Here is a 19,243-nt window from a genome sequence, read left to right on the forward strand (position 1 = left end):
GCGCAAACAGGGGGCAGCGCCCGCAGCGACTGCCCAGGCGAGACGGATCCACCGTAGATGAAGAAATACCTGCTGTTACGCATAGGCTCCGCGCTGGTGACACTCTGGCTGATGTCGGTGCTGGTCTTCGTCAGCGTGCGCCTGATCGGTGACCCGACTCACTTGCTGCTTCCGCCCGAAGCCACTGCCCATGATCGCGACGTGCTGCGCGAGCAGATGGGCCTGAACAAACCGCTGCCGATCCAGTACGCGATCTACGCTGGCAACCTGCTGCGCGGTGACGTCGGCACCTCGTTCATCACCGGCCAGTCGGCAGTCGCCGTGCTGGTGCCGCGCATCGTGCCGAGCCTGTTGCTGGCCGGTACCGCGTTGTTGATCAGCCTGATCCTGGGCGTGCCCGCCGGTATTGCCGCCGCGCAACGGCCCCAGGGCAAGGTCGCGCGCATCACCGACCTGCTGGCGACCTTCGGCCTGGCGGCGCCGGCCTTTCTGGTGGCGCTGCTGTTGATCCGCTGGCTGTCGGTCGACCTGCGCTGGCTGCCCACCAACGGCTACGGCACGCTCGCCCATCTGGTCATTCCGGCCCTGTCGTTGAGCCTGTATTCGACGGCCGCGCTGTACAAACTTACCCAGTCGACCATGACCGACATCCTGCGCGCCGACTTCATCCGTTTTGCGCGCATCAAGGGTATCTCGCAGCGCTCGGTGATTTTCAAGCACGCACTGAAGAGCGCCAGCCTGCCGATCCTGACGTTCTCGGCGTCGCAATTCGGCTTGCTGATCGCCGGCGCCGTGTCGGTGGAAGTGATCTTCGGTTGGCCCGGCATCGGTGGCGCAATGGTCGATGCGATTTCCCAATTCGACTACACCGTGATCCAGGCTGTGGCGCTGGTGGTGGTGCTGTTGTTCGTGCTCATCAATCTCATCGTCGACGTTCTGTACGGTTGGCTCGACCCGAGGATTCGTCTTGCGAATTGATCGTTATCTGGCGCCGGCCTTTCTCGCCGTCGTGGTGCTGGGCGCGCTCTTCGCACCGTGGCTGCCGTTGTTCGACCGCGACGCCATCGACCTGGCCTCGGCACTGCAACCGCCGTCGAGCCTGCACTGGTTCGGCACCGACAACCTGGGCCGGGACACCTTCACGCGGGTGATCTACGGCAGCCGCACGTCGCTGTCCATCGTGGTGGCCGCGGTAGTTGCCGGCGGTGGCCTGGGCTGCCTGCTGGGCTTGCTGGCCGGTTATCGCGGCGGCTGGTTCGACGCCATCATCATGCGCGCCGCCGACCTGCAGTACAGCCTGCCGCCCGTGATCCTCGCGCTGGTAGCGACGGTGGCGCTGGGCACCGGCATGTTCAATCTGGTCATGGCGATTTCCTTGGCCACTTGGCCGCGTTTCGCGCGCATCGTGCGGGCCGAGGCATTGCACCTGCGTCAGCGCGATTTCGTGTTGCTTGCCGAACTTGGCGGCGCCTCGGTGGCGCGGGTGCTCTGGCACCACTTGCTGCCAAACATGCTGACGACGGTGATGCTCCTGGTCACCCTCGACATCGGCTTGATCGTCACCCTTGAAGCGACCTTGAGTTTCCTCGGCCTGGGCGTGCAACCGCCGGACCCGTCGTGGGGCACCATGATCGCCGATGGTCGCGGCTACCTGAGCCAGGCCTGGTGGCTGACGGCGATGCCAGGGGCGGTGCTGGTCCTTACCATTCTGGCGGTCAACGCCACCGGCAAGGTATTGCGCACGCGCAGTGAACAGCGCGGTCAACACATGGAGGTGGCGCTTGTCTGAACCTGTGCTGGAAGTCAAAAACCTCAGCGTCGAGATCGCCACCTCGAGCGGGTTGATTCGCCCGGTCGACGACGTGAGCTTCAAGGTCGAGGCCGGGCGCACCCTGGCGCTGGTCGGTGAGTCGGGCTCGGGCAAATCCCTGAGCTGCCTGTCGCTGCTGCGGGTCTTGCCCCACGGCGCACGGGTGGTCGGTGGTCAGGTGAGGTTCGAAGGCCAGAACCTGCTGGACCTGCCCGAGGCCGCGATGCACCGCCTGCGAGGCAGCCGCATCGGCACCGTGTTGCAGGATCCGCACACCTCGCTCGATCCGCTGTTCACGGTCGGTCAGCAGATCAGCGAGATCATCCAGTACCAGCAGGCGCCGGCCCAAGGCGTCGCTCGCGAGCGCAGCATCGAGGCCATGCGTCGCGTGCACATTCCTGCGCCCGCCGAGCGCTACAACAGTTACCCGCATCAGTTTTCTGGGGGCATGCGCCAGCGCGCTGCGATCGCCATGGCGGTGGCCTGCACCCCCAGCCTGTTGATCGCCGACGAACCGACCACGGCGCTGGACGTGACCTTGCGCATGCAGGTGCTGCGCCTGCTCGCCGAACTGCAGGCCGAGCAGCGCATGGCGATGCTGTTCGTCACCCACGACCTGCATATCGTCCGGTACTTCTGCGACGACGTCGCGGTGATGTACGCCGGGCGTATCGTCGAGCAAGGCCCGGTCGAGCAGGTGTTCGAGGCGCCGGCCCATCCCTACACGGCATCGCTGCTGCAGGCGATCCCCAAACTCTCGCGGCGGCGTACCCGTTTGCTGGCGATCGATGGCCAGCCGCCGGCGTTCTCCGCTTTGCCGAGCGGCTGCCGGTTCGCGCCGCGCTGCCCATTGGCCGAGGCCCGTTGCCATGCGCAATACCCCGACTGGCAGCCGCGAGCCACGGCAGGTCAGACCCACAGCGGTGCCGCGTGCTGGCGCAGCCAGGAATTGCTCGACGGACATGTGAACATTCAATGAGTGCGTTTATTTCCCTCAACGACCTGCGCAAGGTCTACCGAGTCGGCGGCGGCATCATTCGCGCCGGCCAGCCACTGCACGCGGTGCGCGGAGTGTCGCTGGACGTCCCGCGCGGCGCCACCTATGGCCTGGTCGGCGAGTCGGGCTCGGGCAAGAGCACCGTGGCCAAGATGGTCATGGGGGCCGAACGTCCCAGCGCCGGCACGGTGCACATCGACGGTCGGCTCATGGATGGCCGCAAGCAGTCGCTGGCCTGGCTGCGCACCTGTCTGCAACCGGTGTTGCAGGACCCCTACGGTTCACTCAATCCGACCTTGCGGGTACGGGAGCTGATCGACGAGCCGCTGCGCATCCATCGCAAGGACCTCACAGCGCGCCAATTGATCCTGCAGGTCAACAACCTGATGGACAAAGTCGGTCTGCCGACCTCCCTGGCGTCGCGTCATCCCGGCGAGTTGAGCGGCGGCCAGAAGCAACGCGTGGCCATCGCCCGCGCCCTGGCCCTGGCGCCGCAATGCCTGGTGCTCGACGAGCCGGTGTCGGCGCTCGACGTCTCGGTGCAGGCCCAGGTACTCAATCTGCTGCACGACATGCAAGCGGCCAGCGGCCTGACCTATCTGCTGATTTCCCACGACCTGGCGGTGGTCGCGCACATGAGCGACCACGTCGGCGTGATGTACCTCGGCGCCCTGCAAGAGCAAGGCCCGGTGGATGCGGTGCTGGAGTCGCCCCGTCACCCCTACACCCGCGCCTTGATCGCGGCGGCCGAGCCGATCCGCGGCAGCCTCACCGAAGCCTTGCAAGGCGAGGTGCCATCGCCGCTGCGACCGCCCTCGGGTTGTGCGTTCCATCCTCGGTGCCCGGCGGCGACCCAACGCTGCCGCGAACAGGCGCCGCTGCTGCGGCCAGTGGCACCGGCGCATTTCGCGGCCTGCCACCACGCTTGATACCTGTCATTCACCCATTGACTGCTGCCACGGAAAATCACCATGACGGACAAAGACCACAATACCGAACACCACGGCCCGAGCCGCCTGGGCCGCCGCAGCTTGCTGAAGGCCTCGATGGCCATGGCCGCCGTGGCCGGCCTGGGCAGCGCCTCGGGCGTGTGGGCGGCCTCGACCCAAGGCCCGGCCGTCGACCAGGACACCCTGGTGATCGGCCTCGACAAAGGCTTCGTCAACCTCAACGGCGTGGTGGCCGGCACCGGAGATTCGGACCGCTACACGCTGCAGGTCTTCGACCGGCTATACGGTTTCGATAGCAAGGGCGTGCTGCAGCCAAGCCTCGCCACTGCCTTCGAAATCGCCCCGGATGGCCTGAGCTATACCTATCACCTGCGCCGCGGAGTCAAGTTTCACCATGGCGGCACGCTCAGCGCCGACGACGTCAAGTTCACCATGGAATTCGCCCTCGACCCGGCCAACAAGAGCGCGCGGCGGGCCTTCTTCGCGCCCTTCGTCGAGGGTGTCGAAGTTGTGGACGGCCACACCGTGCGCTTTCGTTTGCTCAAGCCCGATGGCGCATTCCACAACAAGCTGGCCGGTTACCTGCCGATCATTGCGCGTAACTACACCCTTGACGGCAAGAGCACCGAACTGAGCGCGCTGGAATTCTTCGCCCGCACCCCGGTGGCGGCCGGCCCGTATCGGGTGGTGTCGCTGAGCACCGACGGCAACCTGCTGGAGCTGGAACGCTTTGACGATTACTGGGGCTCGAAGCCGGCGATCAAGCGCATCGTTTTCCGTGCAATCAAAGACGCAAGCAACCGCCTCAACGCTCTGCTGGCCGGCGAGATCGACCTGGTGGTCGGCGTGCCTGCGCAGGACTTCGCGCGCCTGGGCGCCTCGGCGGATTTCTTCGCAGTCGCCAACCCGGTGGCCGCTCCGCTGCTGGTGCGCCCTTACACCACCGATCCGCAACTGCCATTGGCGGACGTCAAGGTGCGCCAAGCGCTTAACTACGCGCTGGACAAGAACGCGATCATCAAGACCGTGCTGCAGGGCATCGGCGAGCCGCTGGCCAGCGGCATCTCGCGCCACTACCCCTACGGTTTCGATCCGACCTTGCAGCCCTATGCCTATGATCCGGCCAAGGCCCGTGAATTGCTCACGGCCGCAGGTTTCGCCAAGGGCTTCACCACCAAGCTGCTGATATCCAGCGATACCCCCAAAGAGGTGGCCGAGGCGGTGGCCGCGTACTGGTCGCAAGTGGGCGTGATCGCACAGATCCAGGTGGTCGACTACGCCACCTGGACGATCTGGAACGACACCCGCCGCACCACACCGATGACCGTGCAACAGGTGGCCAACGCCATCTACGACCCGTCGCATCCGGTGGGCGGTCTGTTCGTCAAGTCCGGGGCGTGGTCCGACTACAGCAACCCCGAGGTCGAGGCGCTGTTCGCCGAGGCCGCGCACACCAGCGACACGGCCGGGCGCAGCGCGCTGTTCCAGCGTATCAGCCGCATCCTGCACGACGATGCGGCAGCGATTTTCATCTCAGAAATCCACCGCGTCTACGGCCGCAAGAAAAGCCTGCAGTGGGCGCCCACCGAGGGCACCGCAGCGCTGCGCTTGCTCGATGCGCACTGGGCGTAAGCGCCGGCATTGCCAACAGCGACGGCCGCATGCGTGGGCGTCGATGACTTAACGATCACCACTTCTACGGCACTTCAATGAACACTCTTGAGCTATTGCAACAACGCGTCAACGACGACTTGCGCTTGCTGGGACCTGCGCCGGACAACTGGATACCGAGCCTGCCTGGCAGTGATCATGACGTGGTGGTGGTCGGTGGCGGGCAGAGCGGGGTGACCACCGCCTTCGCCCTGGCCCGTGCCGGCGTGACCCGTACCTCGGTGATCGAAAGCCGCCCGCCACAGTTGACCGGCAGCTGGCGGGCCAAGGCGCGGATGCGCAACCTGCGCACCGCTAAAAGCAGTGCCGGGCCGGATCTGGATATTCCGTCGCTGACCTTCCGCGCCTGGTACGAAGCCCAGCACGGCCAGGCCGCCTACGACGCCTTGCCGCGCATCCCGACTGTGGAGTGGGCGCGCTACCTGGAGTGGCTGCGCGAGCAGACCCAGGTGGCGGTGCGCTTCGGCATCGAGCTGCTGCGCATCGAGCCCTATGAAGGGCTGTTGCGCCTGCACCTGCGCGATGGCGAGCGCACCTTCACCGAGACCACCCGCAAGGTGGTGCTGGCCACCGGTATCGTCGGCAGCGGCGCGCCCCATATCCCGGCGCCGATCATTGCCGCACTGCCGGCCGAGATTCTCGCCCACACCGATGCGCCCATCGATTTCGCCGCCCTGGCCGGGCGTGAAGTCGCGGTTCTAGGCGCCGGCTCCGCAGCCTTCGATGCCGCCGCCACGGCGCTGGAAGCCGGCGCCGCCCACGTGCACCTGTACTGCCGCCATCCGCGCCTGGCAGCTGCCTCGAACATGGGCACGCTGAAGTACCCGGCGGCCCAGGAGAACTTTGCCAATCTGCCGGATGCCGTGCGCTGGAAGCTGGCCTGGCATTTCCGTGAGCGCTCGCCGGGCCCGACCCCGGAAGTGGTCGCGCGGGCGACGCGTTTCGAGAATTTCACCGTGCACCTGGATGCCGCCGACCTGCAGGCCAGCTTCAATGGCCGCCAGGCCATACTCGTCAGTCGTGGTGGTCAGGTAGCGGTTGATCAGGTGATCGCCGGGACCGGTTACCAGTGCGACCTGGCCTTGCGCAGCGAACTCGCCGCCATCGCCGGCGACATCGCGCTGTGGCGTGACCGCTACGCGATTCCTGCTGCCGAGCAGCAGCGCCCCAACGCCGGTTATCCGTACCTGGGCCCGGGCTATCAGTTCCAGCCGCGCGTACCCGGTACGGCGCCGTGGATCGAGCACATCTACTGCTTCAACTTTGCCGCGATCACCAGCTTCGGCCGGCATGTGGGCGATGTCGGCAGCATTCGTTACGGCGTGCCGCGGCTGGTGAGCCATCTGGTCAAGGACTTCTTCCTGCAGGACCTCGACCAGCAGGTCGCGCGGCTATTGAGTGAAGTGCCGGATGAACTGCGCTTCGAGGAATACGCCCACGCCATCGCCAACCCCTCTGAACATTCCGCGGGCTGACTGCCCCAGGAGACAAGCACGATGACTCTTTCTGCAATCACCCCAGTGCTGGACGTGCGCCCGCTCACCGTGCGCACTGGTGCACAAGTGCACGGCGTGCGCCTGTCCGGCGATCTGCCGGACAGCACCGTGGCGGCCATTCGCGCGGCCTTGCTCAAGCACAAGGTGCTGTTCTTTCGCGGCCAGTCGCACCTCGACGAAGCCAGCCACGAAGCCTTCACCACGCGCCTTGGTCCGCTGCAAGGGCACCCGGCCCGCGCCGCGTTGCAAGGCACCCAGGCGACCTTGAACCTCGACAGCCGCGACACCCGCTCCAGCACCTGGCACGCCGACCTGACCTTCCTCAATGCCTTCCCGGCGCTGTCGGTGCTGCGCGGCGTGGAAATTCCAGAACTGGGTGGCGACACGCTATGGACCAACACCGCGTCGGCCTACGCCCATCTGCCGGAGGTGTTCAAGGGCTTCGTCGACCAGCTCTGGGCGGTGCATAGCAACGTCTACGACAGCAGCGCACTGGTGCCGGCAGGCTCGGCCACGTCCGCGGCCTTTCATGCGCAACTGTCGAAGAAAGCGGTGATCGAGACCGAGCATCCGCTGGTCCACGTGCACCCCGAGACCGGCGAGCGTGCCCTGTTGCTCGGCCACTTCATCAAGCGCCTGGTGGGCTTCAACAGTGCCGATTCGGCGCGCTTGCTGGCGATCCTCCACGACCACGCCACGGCCCACGAGAACATCGTGCGCTGGCGCTGGCAGCAGGGCGACGTGGCGATCTGGGACAACCGCGCGACCTTGCACAAGGCCGTTGACGATTACAACGATGCCCAGCGCGTGGTGCGCCGGGTGACGGTAAGCGGTACCTTCGCCACCGCCATCGATGGTCGTACCAGCGTCACCCGCAGCAGCGACGACAGCGCGGGTGCGGCATGAACCTCGCACTGAGTGCCGAACAGGCGCGGGTTCAGACGGTCTCCCGCGAGCTGGCGAGGGAGGCCTTCGCGGCGCGGGCAGGGCATTACGACCAGCTGGCCGAGGTGCCCGTCGACAATATTGCCGACCTGCGTAGCCAGGGCCTGTTGGGCCTGGTCATCGGTCGCGATGTCGGCGGTGCCGGTGGGGGTATCCAGGGCGATGATCCGCTGGCCTATCTGCTGGCCCTGGAGCAAATCGCCCAAGTGTGCCTGGCGACCAGTCACTGCCTGCAAGTGCACAGCCACGCGGCGCACTACATCGACCAGACAGCGACGCTCGAGCAGCGTCAGCGCATCCTCGGTGACGTCATCGACAACGGCGTGCTGATGACCACCCTGGGCAGTGAGCCAGGGCGCACTGCCCGTGGCGCGCGCAACCAGACCACCGCCCAGGCCGTGGATGGCGGTTGGCGACTGGACGGCGTGAAGAACTATGCAACCTTGGCCAGCGCGTCGAAGTACCTGCTGGTGCTGGCCGATGGCGCCTTCGATGAGTCGGCCACGCCGGTCAGCCCGCAAGGCGAACGTTTCGTCGCTCACCAGCGGATCGCCGTGGCAGTACCGGTGGCGGCGCACGGGGTGAGTTTCGTCGAAGGCTCATGGGATCCGCTGGGCATGCGTGCGGCGGTCAGCCCGACGGTCAAGTTCGACGCAGTGCAGGTCGGTTGGGCCGACACCATCGGGGCCTGCAACCAGCACTTTGCCGGGCAATGGTCGGTCAAGGCCGACCTCGGTTTTGCGGCGCAATACGTCGGCGCCGCCGAAGGCATCCTGCAATTGGCGATCACCGCCATCAATCGTCGCGGCACCACCGATGACCCACACGTGCAGCGTCATCTCGGGCGCCTGCGCTTCGCCATCGACGGTGCACGCGGGTTGCTGTATCGCGCGGCCTGGTTGTGGACCCAGGCCGACCAGGTGGCTGCGGCGCAAGCCTCGCTCGGCGCCAAGCACCAGGCCATCGACGTTGCCCAGCAGTTGCTCGACGTGGTGGTGCAGATCGTCGGCCCCAGTCATTTTGGCCCCGGCTCGCCGCTGGTCCGGCAATACCGCGACCTGCGTTTCCTGACCATGCGCGAGCACCTGGACCGCACCGCCGCGCAAGTCGGCACGGAGCTGCTGCAAGGCCCGAACGCCGCCGCCAGTGCTGCCCTCAAAATATGGGAGCATGGCGCATGAGCCGCACGCCGTTGTCACCGCCGGCGCCCGCCGGTATGTCCGAGGTCGAATGGGCCGCCCGCCTGGACCTCGCTGCGGCGTATCGGCTGGGAGCGCAGATGGGCTGGAGCGATCTGCTGGGCACGCACTTTTCGATGCGCATTCCCGGCACTGTCGACGAATACCTGGTCAATCCCTATGGGCTGTTCTTCGAAGAAATCACCGCCTCGTCATTGATCCGCATCAACACCTGCGGCGAGATCAACGGGCAGTCGGAATACGGCGTCAACAAGGCCGCCGATGTGATTCACGGCGGTCTGTACGCGGCTCATCCTCAGGCGCAGGCGGCGATCCATCTGCACTCGGTGGCGGGTACGGGTGTGGCCAGTCAGCACGACGGCCTGCTGCCGGCTTCGCAAAGCGCGCTGATGATCCTCAGCCGCGTGCGTTATTACGACTACACCGGTGCCAGGCTGGACCGCGAGGAATGCGCGCGCATGGCGGCCGCGGTCGGCAACGGGCAGATCCTCATGCTGCGCAACCACGGCACCCTGACCGTGGGCGCCAGCCTGGGCGAAGCCTTTTGCCTGATGGTGCGCCTGGAACGTGCCTGTGCCATTCAACTGGCTGCCCAGGCGGGTGGTCGGTTGCGCGAGATCGATCCGCTGCAGGTGGAGGAGAGCATTCGCTTCGGCGCCTCGATCTACAGCGAACAGAGTTGGTCGCCACGGGCCAAGGTCGAGTGGGCGGCGTTCAGGCGCAAGATCGATCGTGAAGATCCGGGGTATGCGGTTTGATGTTGGCCTGGTCCGTAGTCTTTGGCGTCAGCCAGGCCGAATCCTTGCTCGCGAAGAGGCCATTCGCCGCACCGCTCAATCGCCGTCATGCACCTGCGCGTGACGGCACCAACAACCCCCGAATGATCACATCATTGAGCGGATCACGGGCCAGTTGATCGAGCAGGTCGACCTCCCAGTTCAGATACTTTTTCACCGCCCCAAGCATGTCACCGATGGTCTGCTGAGGCGGTGTCCACACATCGACGAAATGCGCGACGTCGGCGGGGCCGTTGATCTGCGAGGCCATGGTTGGCAGCCCGGCCGCTTGCCAGGCCAGATTGCCGCCAGCAAGGGCAAACAACCGGGATACCCGTTCGGGGCTCTCGGCCACCAGATACTCCGCCGCCACCCGAGACAAGCGCCCGTCTTCGCAGGTGAGCACCAGTGGCTGGTCGGCGCTGAAACTCTCCAGTAGCTCTGGCAACTGGCTGCGCAGCGCCCATTGGCTGCCGGGAATATGCGCCTTGCGGTAGGCCGGGCTCAGTGACAGGTCGATGACCGTTGGGCGCGCGCGTTCGTTGTCGGCCTGCAGGGCACTGGCCAATTGCGCCGCTTCGAGTACGATGATCTGCGCCTGCCGGGCCTGGCGTACCGCAGCGGGGGGGGCGCCCTGGACGTGGGCTTCGGGCAACTCGTTGTGGGCGATAATGCCGACCTCGAAACTGCCCAGTTGCGCCAGCCAGAACGCCGTCTGCCGGGCACGCACCAAGCTGGCGTCGTCGATCAGCACGATGCGCGCGTTCCACACCGGCGCATGCACGTCGATCGCCTGCAACACCTGACCGCCGGAAACATTACGCGCCAGCGGATGGTGGCCGGCGGCATAGCTGGGTGCCTCGCGCAGATCCAGCACGTACAGGGTGCGTTGCGGGTCGGCTTGCCAGCGCTGCAATAGTTCGGCGGACAGCAGCGTGGTGGGCGTCTGCCCCTCCCATTGGCGGGCCGCGTGTTCAGCCCAGGCCAAGGCATCGGTGCTGGGTTGGGCGTGGGCGCCGATCGCGCCATATTGCAGATCGATGCCATCCAGGCGCAGGCCGCCGGTGCCGTTGCGCAGGGAGAATACCGGGTTGGGCACGCCGGCGCTGATCAGCGCCTGGGCGCCGACTATGCTGCGGGTACGGCCACCGCAGCTGACCACCAGCGTGGTGCGCGGGTTGGGGGCGATGTCGCGCACGTTGCGGATCAGTTCGGCGCCCGGCACCGACAGCGCGCCGGGCACGGTGCTGTGGTGGTATTCCTCATAGGGGCGGCTGTCGAGCACCAGGATGTCTTCGCCGCGGGATTGGCGGGCGAACAGCTCGGTGGCGCAGATGGCCGGGGTGCCGAAATCATGCTCGATCCGTTCGGCGAAGGCTTTGCTGCGCACGTTGAAACCGTCGTACAGCGTTAGCCCCGCCGCCTGCCAGCCCTGGATACCGCCATCGAGAATGCTCAGATCGCTGTAGCCCAGTTGCCGCAAGCGCTGCACCGCCTGCTCGGCCAGTTCGCCGTGGTGGTCGACGATGACGATGGGGGTTTGCAGGCGTGGCAAGGCCGTGGCCACGCTGAGTTCCAGGCGCTGCAGGGGCAGGTTGGTGGACAGCAGGATCAGTTGTTCGGCATAGGCGTGTTGCTCGCGCACATCGATCACGGCGATTTCGCCCTGGCCCTGGCTGGCGGCGCGCACGCGGTCGGCCAGGTTGGTGGTGCTGATCAAAGGGGTCGGGGAGGTCACAGGCGTCAAACTCCAAACGTTGGCTATTCAGTGATCTGTAGCGAGGCGCGCGCGGCATGCTTGGGAATTGCGCTGGCGCATCTGTGCCGGCTGGGATTTTCTAAGGGCGAGGTTAACGGCGCTGCAACCTTTCTGTCCAAGGCCTGTGCAGCATAAGAGCCAACAAAAAGTTCGGATGCTGACTGGCGCTCCAGACGATCCAGGGTGCCGTTAGCGCATGCCATCGAGCGGCATCCGTTGTTCGCAAAAAAGATCGATGCCATACGGCGCTCCAAAACGTGACCTGGGCTACAAAAAGGCCATTTGCTCACAGCCGCCACTGAACGTATCCCCCATAACTCGGTCCGATCCAACTCAAGAGACCGCGCTTGCGGCGTCTGGATCGGGGATCGGGGGGAAATCAATGGATACGCAACGACTGTCGCTGATGGTGGAGATGCTGGATGAGTTGGCGACCGGCCGTTGGTATGCGTCCCGTCCAGGGTTCATCACCGCGACCCGGCGCCAGCCGACGTTTTTGCCGGACCTGTGGATCGCCAATGTCGACCATCCATTGGGCGCGTCCGGCTGCGCCGTAGGGTTCGCCTGCCTCGACAGCCGCTTTGTCGGTCTGAACCTGCGTGATCTCGAACCGACCACCCGCGCGCCTTCCTTGGTGCCCGGTTATCCACCCCGACTGGCCAGCGGCTGGGACGCGGTGTGCGTGTACTTCGGGCTGGAAGTCGAGATGGCTCGCTGGCTGTTCGGCGCGGAGGGCAACCCGCAGTCCTGGGCGCAGGTGCGCGACTGGCTGCGCATGGTGCTCGAGTGCGCGGCGCGCGAGCAGGCCCGGGCGGCGCCTATGGCGAGCTTGAGAGCCGCGGGCTGAGCGGTTGATGGGACGTGCCGAGTGGCATGTCGCGACGTGCAGCTCGCCTTCGGCGCATCATCGGATTGATGTTCATTCAGTGGCGGCAGTTGCCGGCCTGTCCGCCGCTTGCACTGAATCTTTGAACGAACCGCGTTGCGTATAAGCCAGATAGGCAGAACGGCGGTGCTCGCGGCATCGCCAAGCAGGCCAATGCGGTGGTGATTTCGGTGGATTACCGGCTGGCGCCTGAACACACGTTTCCCGCGGCGCATGACGATGCCTTGGCCGTCTACAAGTGGATCCCGCTCGATCTGCCGATAGTAGGGAGAATGGCGGCGTCACCGGGCGCCGCCGTTACCGATCAGGGATTGAGAAATTTCTGGTAGTTGTCCAGGGTGATCAACTGGTAGGGGATGGTGACCTCAGGCGTGTAGTTTTCCTTGCGGGCCATTTTCAGCGCGAGGTCGATGGAACCCACGGCCTGGCCTTTGTTGTCCTGATACACCGTGACTACCAGTTGGCCTTGCTTGATCGCTTGCAGCCCGGCTGCGCCACCGTCGCTGCCGGCTACCAGGATGTCCTTGCCCGGTTGTTTGCCGGCCTGGGCGATGGCCATGGCAGCGCCGATGGCCATCTCATCGGCATTGGCCGCCACCGCGTCGATCCGCTTGCCCGAGATGATCCAGTTGCTCATCAGGTCGATGGCTTTGCTGCGCTGCCACTCGGCGGACTGTTCTTCGACGATGTGGATTTCCGGGTACTTTTTCAGCACCTCTTTCACGCCCTGGGTGCGATTGTGCGTGGCGTTGTTGGACAAAAGCCCGAGCATGATCGCCAGGTTGCCTTTGCCGCCCATCTTGTCAGCCAGGTATTGCATCTGCAGTTCGCCGGCCTTGACCTCGTCCGAACCGATATAACCGACCCCGGCCGGCAGCACGGCGGCGTCGGGGCGCCGGTTGACGTACACCAGCGGGATTTTTGCCTGGGTGGCGTCGGTGGTCATCTTGGCGGTGGCGGCCGTGTCCACCGGATTAACGATGATTGCGTCGACGTTCTGGCTGGTGAAGTTCTGCACCTGATTGAGCTGGCGCACCACGTCGCCCTGAGCATCCTCGAACTGCAGAGTGACGCCGGGCAGTTCCTTGGCGTGAGCGGCCATGTAGTCACGCATCTGCGCGAGGAACACGTCGTCCACCTGGGCGATGCTGACGCCGATGCGCACATCGGCGAGGGCCCAGGGTGTGAAGGCGAGAAAGACGAGAGCCAGCAGGCTTTTTTTCATGGGTGCGGTCCTGATTCTTGTTGTTGTGGAGGCGCTGGGTGAAGCGGTACGTACAGAGTGCATGGCGAGCTTGCGCAACTGAGACTAGCACTGCGATGGGCTCATATTGACCCGATAACACCTCAAGATAACCTCACAACAAGAACAGCAGGACAGCCACCATGCTCAGATGCGCCGCGCTCGGTGCCGGGCGCATCGGCAGGATTCACGCCGCCGATCGCTGCCAACCCGCAGGCACGACGGGTGCTGATTGCCGATCCATGGCGGGCCGGCGTCGACGAGTTGACAGCGCAGCCCGGGTGCAACGGGCTTTACGACTGTGCCGCGGCATTGGCCCGTGACGACATCGACACGGTGATGGCTCTACACGGGTGGTAGCTTGGGGGAAAGATGCTTTTTTATAACTATAAGAAATAACGGGGTGATAAAAAGTATTTATGTCGTACCTAATGAAAATGCTAAAAATGCATTTTCTAATCGGCAACGGCAGATCCCCAATGGCAAAGCGACAAATCAAACTCGGCGTTGTCCCGTACGGCGCTGGCGGCCCTGGCCAGCACAAGCTGTGGCTCGATACCGATCTTCCGGTCGACGCCAGCGTCAGCATTGACTGGTTCGTCGATATCGCCCGTCAGGCCGAAGCCGCGCGTTACGATTTGTTGTTCGTGGTCGACAGCCAGTTCATCACCAAGGACTCGCCGCCCCATTACCTCAATCGCCTGGAGCCCCTGACCTTGCTCTCGGCCCTCGCCATGGCCACCCAGCACCTGGGTCTGGTCGGTACCCTGACCACCTCCTACAACGACCCCTTCAACGTGGCGCGACGGCTGGCCTCGCTGGACCTGATCAGCAAGGGCCGCGCCGGCTGGAACGTAGTCACCAGCGGCGACGCGGGCACTGCTGGCAATTACAGCAAGGACGAACACTACGACTACGACACCCGCTACGGCCGTGCGCTGGAGCACGTGCGCGTGGTGCAGGGGCTGTGGAAATCCTACGAGAAAGATGCGTTCCCCTATAACCGTGAAACGGCGCAGTTCCTCGATAACGACAAATTGCACGCGCTCAATCACAAGGGCGAGCATTTCAGCGTGGTCGGGCCGCTGAATATCCAGCGCTCACCGCAGGGCGAGCCGGTGATTTTTCAGGCCGGGGATTCGGAACAGGGCCGCGACCTGGGCGCGAACATCGCCGATGCAGTATTCACCCACGCCGCCAGCTTCGAGCAAGGGCAGGCGTTTTATCGGGACATCAAAAGCCGCGCCGAGCGCCAGGGCCGCGACCCCGAGCAGATCGTCATCCTGCCCGGTTTTCAGGTGTACGTCGGCGACACCGATGCCCACGCCCGCGAGATCGAAGCCCACTACCATGCCCAGGATCACGACTTCGACCTGGCGTTGGGCGAGTTCGGTCGCAACTTCGGCTGGCACGACTTCCGCCAGTACGACCTTGATGCGCCGTTCCCGGTGCAAGCGCTGGAGTACGCAAAAAAGAGTTTCTACACCGGCGCCAAGCGCATCACCGAGCTGGCGGCGGGGCGTGATTACAGCCTGCGCCAGACCATCGAGTTCGTCAGCCAGCTGAAACCGCGGCCGTTCGTGGGCTCGGCGCAGACCGTAGCCAACGAGATGATCCGCTGGTTCGAAGGACGCGCGTTGGACGGTTTCAATATCTCCGTGAGCCACCCGGCACAGTTTCGCCGCTTCAACGAAGAGGTGTTGCCTATCCTGCAGGAGCGCGGGGTGTTCCGTCGGGAGTACGAGGCCACGACGTTGCGCGGTAATCTGGGCTTGCCGATCCGCTAAAAACGCGGCGCTCGTTTACGCAAAAGCTCCGGCAGTGTGAATTGCCGGGGCTTTTGAATTCAGCGACACCCGCGTTGCGTGTGCTGGACGTCAATGCCTGAGCTTCAACGCTTTTCAACCTGCGTGACCTTGGACAGGAAGAGTTGCTGCTGCTTGCCTTGCGCGTCGACGAATTTGTATGCCCCATTCTCCAGGGTCGGAGCTCCCTGCGTATTGTAGACCGTACCGTCGGTGGTCTTGATCGCGTAGTTGCTCGAGCAGGCACTGATGCCAGCGACGACCACTGCCATGATCAGACCGCGCACGCCGCGTTGCCATGCCTGAAGATTTTGAAAGGTGTTTGCGGTTCCTTGCTTTTGACTCGCCTCATCCATGAGTTGACCTGGGGTGGCCAACCATTTGTTGTATTTCATGAGGGCTCCGGAGATGTAAAAAGCCTGTGCCTATTACGGCTTCGATGGCAGGCGGGGCCAATATATTCGGGCGCTTCGGAAAAATCACTGGCGTATGGCCATCACTCCGACGGACGGCGATGGCTGATATTTTCTGATAGCCATACCACCTGTGTGAAAGGGCAGGCTGAATCCATTCATCCCGTTTGTCGGTGATCGCTTATTTTTTCTCTTCGACATCCTGCTCATCGCTATTTTGCGCGGCGTATTGTTCGGGCAGCATTCGTTCGAGCATGCCATCGCGACGCACTGCGACGTGCCACGCGGTGGCGGCGACATGGAGAAAGATCAGGCCGTAAAGCACGAATTGCCCCGCGACGTGAATGCCGTCGGCGGTGATGCCCAGCGCCTCGTTGTGGGCGAAGCCCGGCAGGTTCACCAGCCGGAACCAGGGTACCCATTGGCCATTGCCGGCCATCATGTAACCGGTGATGGGCATCACCAGCAGCACCGCATACAGCAAGGCGTGATTGAGCGAGGCGACCCAGCGCTGGGCCGTGCCCATATGCCTGGGGTAGGGCGGTGGCCTGTGCCGCCAACGCCAGGTGAGGCGCATCAGTACCAGCAAAAAGACCGAAATGCCCATGGATTCGTGGGCCATGTACCAGAAGGTGCGGATCGGGCCGGGCGGGAAGTTTTCGGCTACCCAGACGAACGGCAGCAACAGGCACAAGGCACCGGCAGTGACCCAGTGCAGGGCCTGGGCGAAGCCGTGGTAGCGAGGAATGGGCATGGGGCGCCTGGTTTTTAGCGGTATTGTGGGGGCTAGCATAGCGGATGGGTAGGTATACAGGCAGTTGCCTGGCCTGGCGCGCTGACAGGATTTGGGCAGACGGACGCGAGGATGGGTGATCCACCGTTGCGGCAGGGACGTATATCCGACCAGCGAGATGAGGTCGGCTGGTATTAATCGTTCGGCAATGATGTCAAAGTGATATCTTGAAAAAAATTTTACGGCCTCCGCCGGGCTATGCTGCATCAGGTGGGCAAAATGGTTAACGCTTCCAGCGATCTTCATCACACTGCTCTAGACAAAGTTGTTCAGGCCGCCGCGCACTCTGCAGAGTGTGCCTGCGGCTTCATCGCCACCGGTGCTTTTGGTTGGGAAGTCATTTCCCGATTCGAGGTAGACCATCCATTGGTTTTCGAGCCGTCGACCGAGGCCTGGCTGAAGTCATCCTTGGCTGATCGCGACCTGCTCATGGTCAATGAGGTGATGGGCGCGAGTCTGCCGGCGCCGCTTCACGATTTCCACAACGCAGGCCAGGATTTCATCGTCGCGGTAGCGCTGCGTGGCAAGGCGCTGGAGCTGATTGGCGTTCTGTTCGTCTCCAGTACTGTTGCGCAGCAGCGTCTGAGCGCTGCGCAAACCTATGCGTTGCAGACCCATGCAGCCATTGCCAGCGAGATACTGCAGGCCGGCATCGGTGGCGTGGCAGCGAAGGACAAGCCCTCGATCGAGCGTCTCAGATTGCTCGAGTCTGTGGTGGTGAATGCAAAGGATGCGATCCTCATCACTCAAGCGGAGCCTATCGATACCCCGGGGCCGAGAATCGTCTACTGCAATCCGGCGTTTCTTTCCACCACTGGATTCAGCCTGGCCGAAGTCTTGGGCAAGACGCCCCGGATTCTGCATTGCGACGAAACTTGTCGTGACACCTTGGATTTGGTCCGCGCATCGCTGTTGAAGTGGGAACCCATCGAAGTCGAACTGATCAACGCCCGAAGCGATGGCAGCAGATTCTGGGTGCAACTGAGCATCGTGCCAGTGGCGAATGAGCGGGGTTGGTTTACCCATTGGGTCTCTGTCCAACGGGACATCAGTGAACGCAAGGACGCCGAGCTACTGCAGCGCCAGGCCCAGGCCGACAGGGAAGCGAAGGCGGCGCTGGAGACCCGCCTGCTCGAAAGAGAGCGCATAGAGCAGGAGCTGTCCTACGCGGCGTTCCATGATGGATTGACGTCGCTGCATAACCGCGCATACCTCATGAACCGGCTATTGGGTCTGTTCAACCAGGCCGGTCACGCCCAGGCTGCGCCTGCCACCGTATTGTTTCTGGATCTGGATCGCTTCAAGTTCGTCAACGACAGCCTAGGGCATCGTGCTGGGGATCTCCTCCTTTCGCAGGTAGCGCGTAGACTCGAAGCCTGTGTCAGGGACGGGGATGTATTTGCCCGCGTTGGCGGAGATGAGTTCGCCATTCTCCTCATGGGCGAGGAGCAATCGGGAGCAGCCGTCGAACTGGCGCAGCGAATAGTGAAAGAAATGGCGATGCCCGTCGTCATCGATGGGCAAAACATCTTCACCTCATGCAGCCTGGGCATCGTGTCTGCTGATTGCAGTCATTCCTCACCGGAAGACCTGCTCAGAGATGCAGATGTCGCCATGTACGCCGCCAAAAAAGAGGGCCGGGGACGTTGGGCTATCTTCGACGCCTCCATGCGCAAAGCGGCAGTCGATGCGCTGTTCCTTCAGAACGCGCTCAGACAGGCCATCGCCAAGGATCAATTTTCCGTTGCCTATCAACCTATCTATGACGTCACCACGGGAGAGATTCGCGGGGTCGAAGCGTTGGTGAGATGGTTACATCCTGAGCTGGGCCATATTCCGCCCGATATGTTCATTGGTGTGGCGGAAGAGATTGGCGTGATTCATGACCTGGGGGGGTGGGTCATGCATCGGGCCTGTTCGGAGCTCCAGCGATGGAAGGCCGAATTCAGCGCACTGGCACTGCATTTGAATGTGAACGTATCGGGTACCGAGCTGAGTCGTCCGGGCTACGTCGCCCAGATAGCTGCAATCCTTGAGGAAACAGGCGTTGACGCCAGAGAACTGCAGATAGAGATCACCGAGTCGGTATTCATCCATGAACCCGAGAAGATTGCGAAAGTGCTGGAGTCGCTGCGAGGGCTGGGGATTCGAGTGGCGCTTGACGACTTTGGCACCGGCTACAGTTCGCTTGGATTCATTGATCGCTATCCCATCGATGCGATAAAGATCGATCGTTCATTCGTTTCCAGAATGATGTTGTTTGAACGCTCCGACGCGATTGTCAAAAGCATTCTGTCGCTGGGCAGAACGCTGAAGATAGGTATTACCGCCGAAGGCGTTGAAACCCTGGCACAGCTTCAGCACTTGAGGGAAATGGCGTGTCCATTCGTTCAAGGCTATTTGCTCAGCCCCCCGGTGAATGCGCAGGAAATGACCACAATCCTGAGAGCCTGGCCAGCACTGTCGGCTGCCAATGACCAGGCTTGAGCCTTTTGCCCGA

Annotated in this window: 16 protein-coding genes and 2 pseudogenes; 14 read left to right on the forward strand and 4 right to left on the reverse strand. The window is 63.6% G+C overall.

Annotation, left to right across the window (positions count from 1 at the left end; genetic code table 11):
• Window positions 1–57 precede the first annotated feature (57 nt).
• The 9 genes from REH34_RS24075 (at window position 58) to REH34_RS24115 (ending at window position 9,826) form a co-directional block, all read left to right on the forward strand.
• Entirely contained in the window at window positions 58–978 is a 921-nt protein-coding gene (locus tag REH34_RS24075; protein ID WP_311969409.1) for an ABC transporter permease, read from the forward strand.
• Window positions 968–1,789: an ABC transporter permease gene (locus REH34_RS24080; RefSeq protein WP_311969410.1), complete on the forward strand. Its 822-nt coding sequence runs from the start codon at window positions 968–970 to the stop codon at window positions 1,787–1,789. Before REH34_RS24075 ends, REH34_RS24080 begins: the two co-directional genes overlap by 11 nt.
• Window positions 1,782–2,789 (forward strand): ABC transporter ATP-binding protein, encoded by a 1,008-nt coding sequence (locus tag REH34_RS24085; protein ID WP_311969411.1) that lies wholly within the window; start codon window positions 1,782–1,784, stop codon window positions 2,787–2,789. Before REH34_RS24080 ends, REH34_RS24085 begins: the two co-directional genes overlap by 8 nt.
• Window positions 2,786–3,736, forward strand: a complete 951-nt coding sequence (locus REH34_RS24090; protein ID WP_311969412.1) for an oligopeptide/dipeptide ABC transporter ATP-binding protein — start codon at window positions 2,786–2,788, stop codon at window positions 3,734–3,736. The genes REH34_RS24085 and REH34_RS24090 overlap by 4 nt, the downstream gene beginning before the upstream one ends.
• Window positions 3,737–3,778: 42 nt before the next feature.
• Entirely contained in the window at window positions 3,779–5,389 is a 1,611-nt protein-coding gene (locus tag REH34_RS24095; protein WP_311969413.1) for an ABC transporter substrate-binding protein, read from the forward strand.
• Window positions 5,390–5,466: 77 nt separating this feature from the next.
• A complete protein-coding gene (locus tag REH34_RS24100; RefSeq protein WP_311969414.1) occupies window positions 5,467–6,903 on the forward strand; it encodes an FAD-dependent oxidoreductase in 1,437 nt (478 codons plus the stop codon).
• Between the two features lie 21 nt (window positions 6,904–6,924).
• Window positions 6,925–7,830: a TauD/TfdA family dioxygenase gene (locus REH34_RS24105; protein ID WP_311969415.1), complete on the forward strand. Its 906-nt coding sequence runs from the start codon at window positions 6,925–6,927 to the stop codon at window positions 7,828–7,830.
• Window positions 7,827–9,050: an acyl-CoA dehydrogenase family protein gene (locus REH34_RS24110; protein WP_311969416.1), complete on the forward strand. Its 1,224-nt coding sequence runs from the start codon at window positions 7,827–7,829 to the stop codon at window positions 9,048–9,050. The genes REH34_RS24105 and REH34_RS24110 overlap by 4 nt, the downstream gene beginning before the upstream one ends.
• Window positions 9,047–9,826: a class II aldolase/adducin family protein gene (locus tag REH34_RS24115; protein ID WP_311969417.1), complete on the forward strand. Its 780-nt coding sequence runs from the start codon at window positions 9,047–9,049 to the stop codon at window positions 9,824–9,826. The genes REH34_RS24110 and REH34_RS24115 overlap by 4 nt, the downstream gene beginning before the upstream one ends.
• Before the next feature lie 85 nt (window positions 9,827–9,911).
• Here REH34_RS24115 and REH34_RS24120 read toward each other — a convergent pair whose 3' ends face one another.
• Window positions 9,912–11,582: a rhodanese-like domain-containing protein gene (locus REH34_RS24120; RefSeq protein WP_311969418.1), complete on the reverse strand. Its 1,671-nt coding sequence runs from the start codon at window positions 11,580–11,582 to the stop codon at window positions 9,912–9,914.
• A 403-nt stretch (window positions 11,583–11,985) separates the two neighbouring features.
• Between REH34_RS24120 and REH34_RS24125 the strand changes: the two genes are divergently transcribed.
• Entirely contained in the window at window positions 11,986–12,450 is a 465-nt protein-coding gene (locus REH34_RS24125; RefSeq protein WP_226507334.1) for a hypothetical protein, read from the forward strand.
• Between the two features lie 158 nt (window positions 12,451–12,608).
• A pseudogene (locus tag REH34_RS30350) lies at window positions 12,609–12,725 on the forward strand (alpha/beta hydrolase fold domain-containing protein); the annotation flags it as partial.
• Between the two features lie 68 nt (window positions 12,726–12,793).
• On the opposite strand, the gene REH34_RS24135 reads toward REH34_RS30350, so the two are convergent.
• Window positions 12,794–13,714 (reverse strand): substrate-binding domain-containing protein, encoded by a 921-nt coding sequence (locus REH34_RS24135; protein ID WP_311969419.1) that lies wholly within the window; start codon window positions 13,712–13,714, stop codon window positions 12,794–12,796.
• A 161-nt stretch (window positions 13,715–13,875) separates the two neighbouring features.
• Between REH34_RS24135 and REH34_RS24140 the strand changes: the two are divergent.
• Both REH34_RS24140 and REH34_RS24145 read left to right on the forward strand, forming a co-directional pair.
• Window positions 13,876–14,074 (forward strand): annotated as a pseudogene (locus tag REH34_RS24140) (inositol 2-dehydrogenase); the annotation flags it as partial.
• Window positions 14,075–14,211: 137 nt separating this feature from the next.
• On the forward strand, window positions 14,212–15,519 hold the full coding sequence (locus tag REH34_RS24145) for an LLM class flavin-dependent oxidoreductase (RefSeq protein ID WP_226507332.1): 1,308 nt from the start codon (window positions 14,212–14,214) through the stop codon (window positions 15,517–15,519).
• A gap of 104 nt (window positions 15,520–15,623) precedes the next feature.
• Here REH34_RS24145 and REH34_RS24150 read toward each other — a convergent pair whose 3' ends face one another.
• The gene (locus REH34_RS24150) at window positions 15,624–15,932 is read right to left on the reverse strand and encodes a YgdI/YgdR family lipoprotein (protein WP_311969420.1); all 309 of its coding nucleotides are present in this window, start codon (window positions 15,930–15,932) and stop codon (window positions 15,624–15,626) included.
• Between the two features lie 199 nt (window positions 15,933–16,131).
• On the reverse strand, window positions 16,132–16,704 hold the full coding sequence (locus REH34_RS24155) for a cytochrome b (protein WP_311969421.1): 573 nt from the start codon (window positions 16,702–16,704) through the stop codon (window positions 16,132–16,134).
• A gap of 258 nt (window positions 16,705–16,962) precedes the next feature.
• Between REH34_RS24155 and REH34_RS24160 the strand changes: the two genes are divergently transcribed.
• The gene (locus tag REH34_RS24160) at window positions 16,963–19,230 is read left to right on the forward strand and encodes an EAL domain-containing protein (RefSeq protein ID WP_311969422.1); all 2,268 of its coding nucleotides are present in this window, start codon (window positions 16,963–16,965) and stop codon (window positions 19,228–19,230) included.
• Window positions 19,231–19,243: the final 13 nt, after the last annotated feature.

This window comes from Pseudomonas baltica (assembly GCF_031880315.1).
Lineage (GTDB): Bacteria > Pseudomonadota > Gammaproteobacteria > Pseudomonadales > Pseudomonadaceae > Aquipseudomonas.

Bases quoted from the DNA above. Each gene is read 5' to 3' on its own strand.
- REH34_RS24075 (WP_311969409.1), top strand. From the start codon at position 58: ATGAAGAAATACCTGCTGTTACGCATAGGCTCCGCGCTGGTGACACTC.
- REH34_RS24090 (WP_311969412.1), top strand. From the start codon at position 2,786: ATGAGTGCGTTTATTTCCCTCAACGACCTGCGCAAGGTCTACCGAGTC.
- REH34_RS24095 (WP_311969413.1), top strand. From the start codon at position 3,779: ATGACGGACAAAGACCACAATACCGAACACCACGGCCCGAGCCGCCTG.
- REH34_RS24100 (WP_311969414.1), top strand. From the start codon at position 5,467: ATGAACACTCTTGAGCTATTGCAACAACGCGTCAACGACGACTTGCGC.
- REH34_RS24105 (WP_311969415.1), top strand. From the start codon at position 6,925: ATGACTCTTTCTGCAATCACCCCAGTGCTGGACGTGCGCCCGCTCACC.
- REH34_RS24110 (WP_311969416.1), top strand. From the start codon at position 7,827: ATGAACCTCGCACTGAGTGCCGAACAGGCGCGGGTTCAGACGGTCTCC.
- REH34_RS24115 (WP_311969417.1), top strand. From the start codon at position 9,047: ATGAGCCGCACGCCGTTGTCACCGCCGGCGCCCGCCGGTATGTCCGAG.
- REH34_RS24125 (WP_226507334.1), top strand. From the start codon at position 11,986: ATGGATACGCAACGACTGTCGCTGATGGTGGAGATGCTGGATGAGTTG.
- REH34_RS24135 (WP_311969419.1), bottom strand. From the start codon at position 13,714: ATGAAAAAAAGCCTGCTGGCTCTCGTCTTTCTCGCCTTCACACCCTGG.
- REH34_RS24145 (WP_226507332.1), top strand. From the start codon at position 14,212: ATGGCAAAGCGACAAATCAAACTCGGCGTTGTCCCGTACGGCGCTGGC.
- REH34_RS24150 (WP_311969420.1), bottom strand. From the start codon at position 15,932: ATGAAATACAACAAATGGTTGGCCACCCCAGGTCAACTCATGGATGAG.
- REH34_RS24155 (WP_311969421.1), bottom strand. From the start codon at position 16,704: ATGCCCATTCCTCGCTACCACGGCTTCGCCCAGGCCCTGCACTGGGTC.
- REH34_RS24160 (WP_311969422.1), top strand. From the start codon at position 16,963: ATGGTTAACGCTTCCAGCGATCTTCATCACACTGCTCTAGACAAAGTT.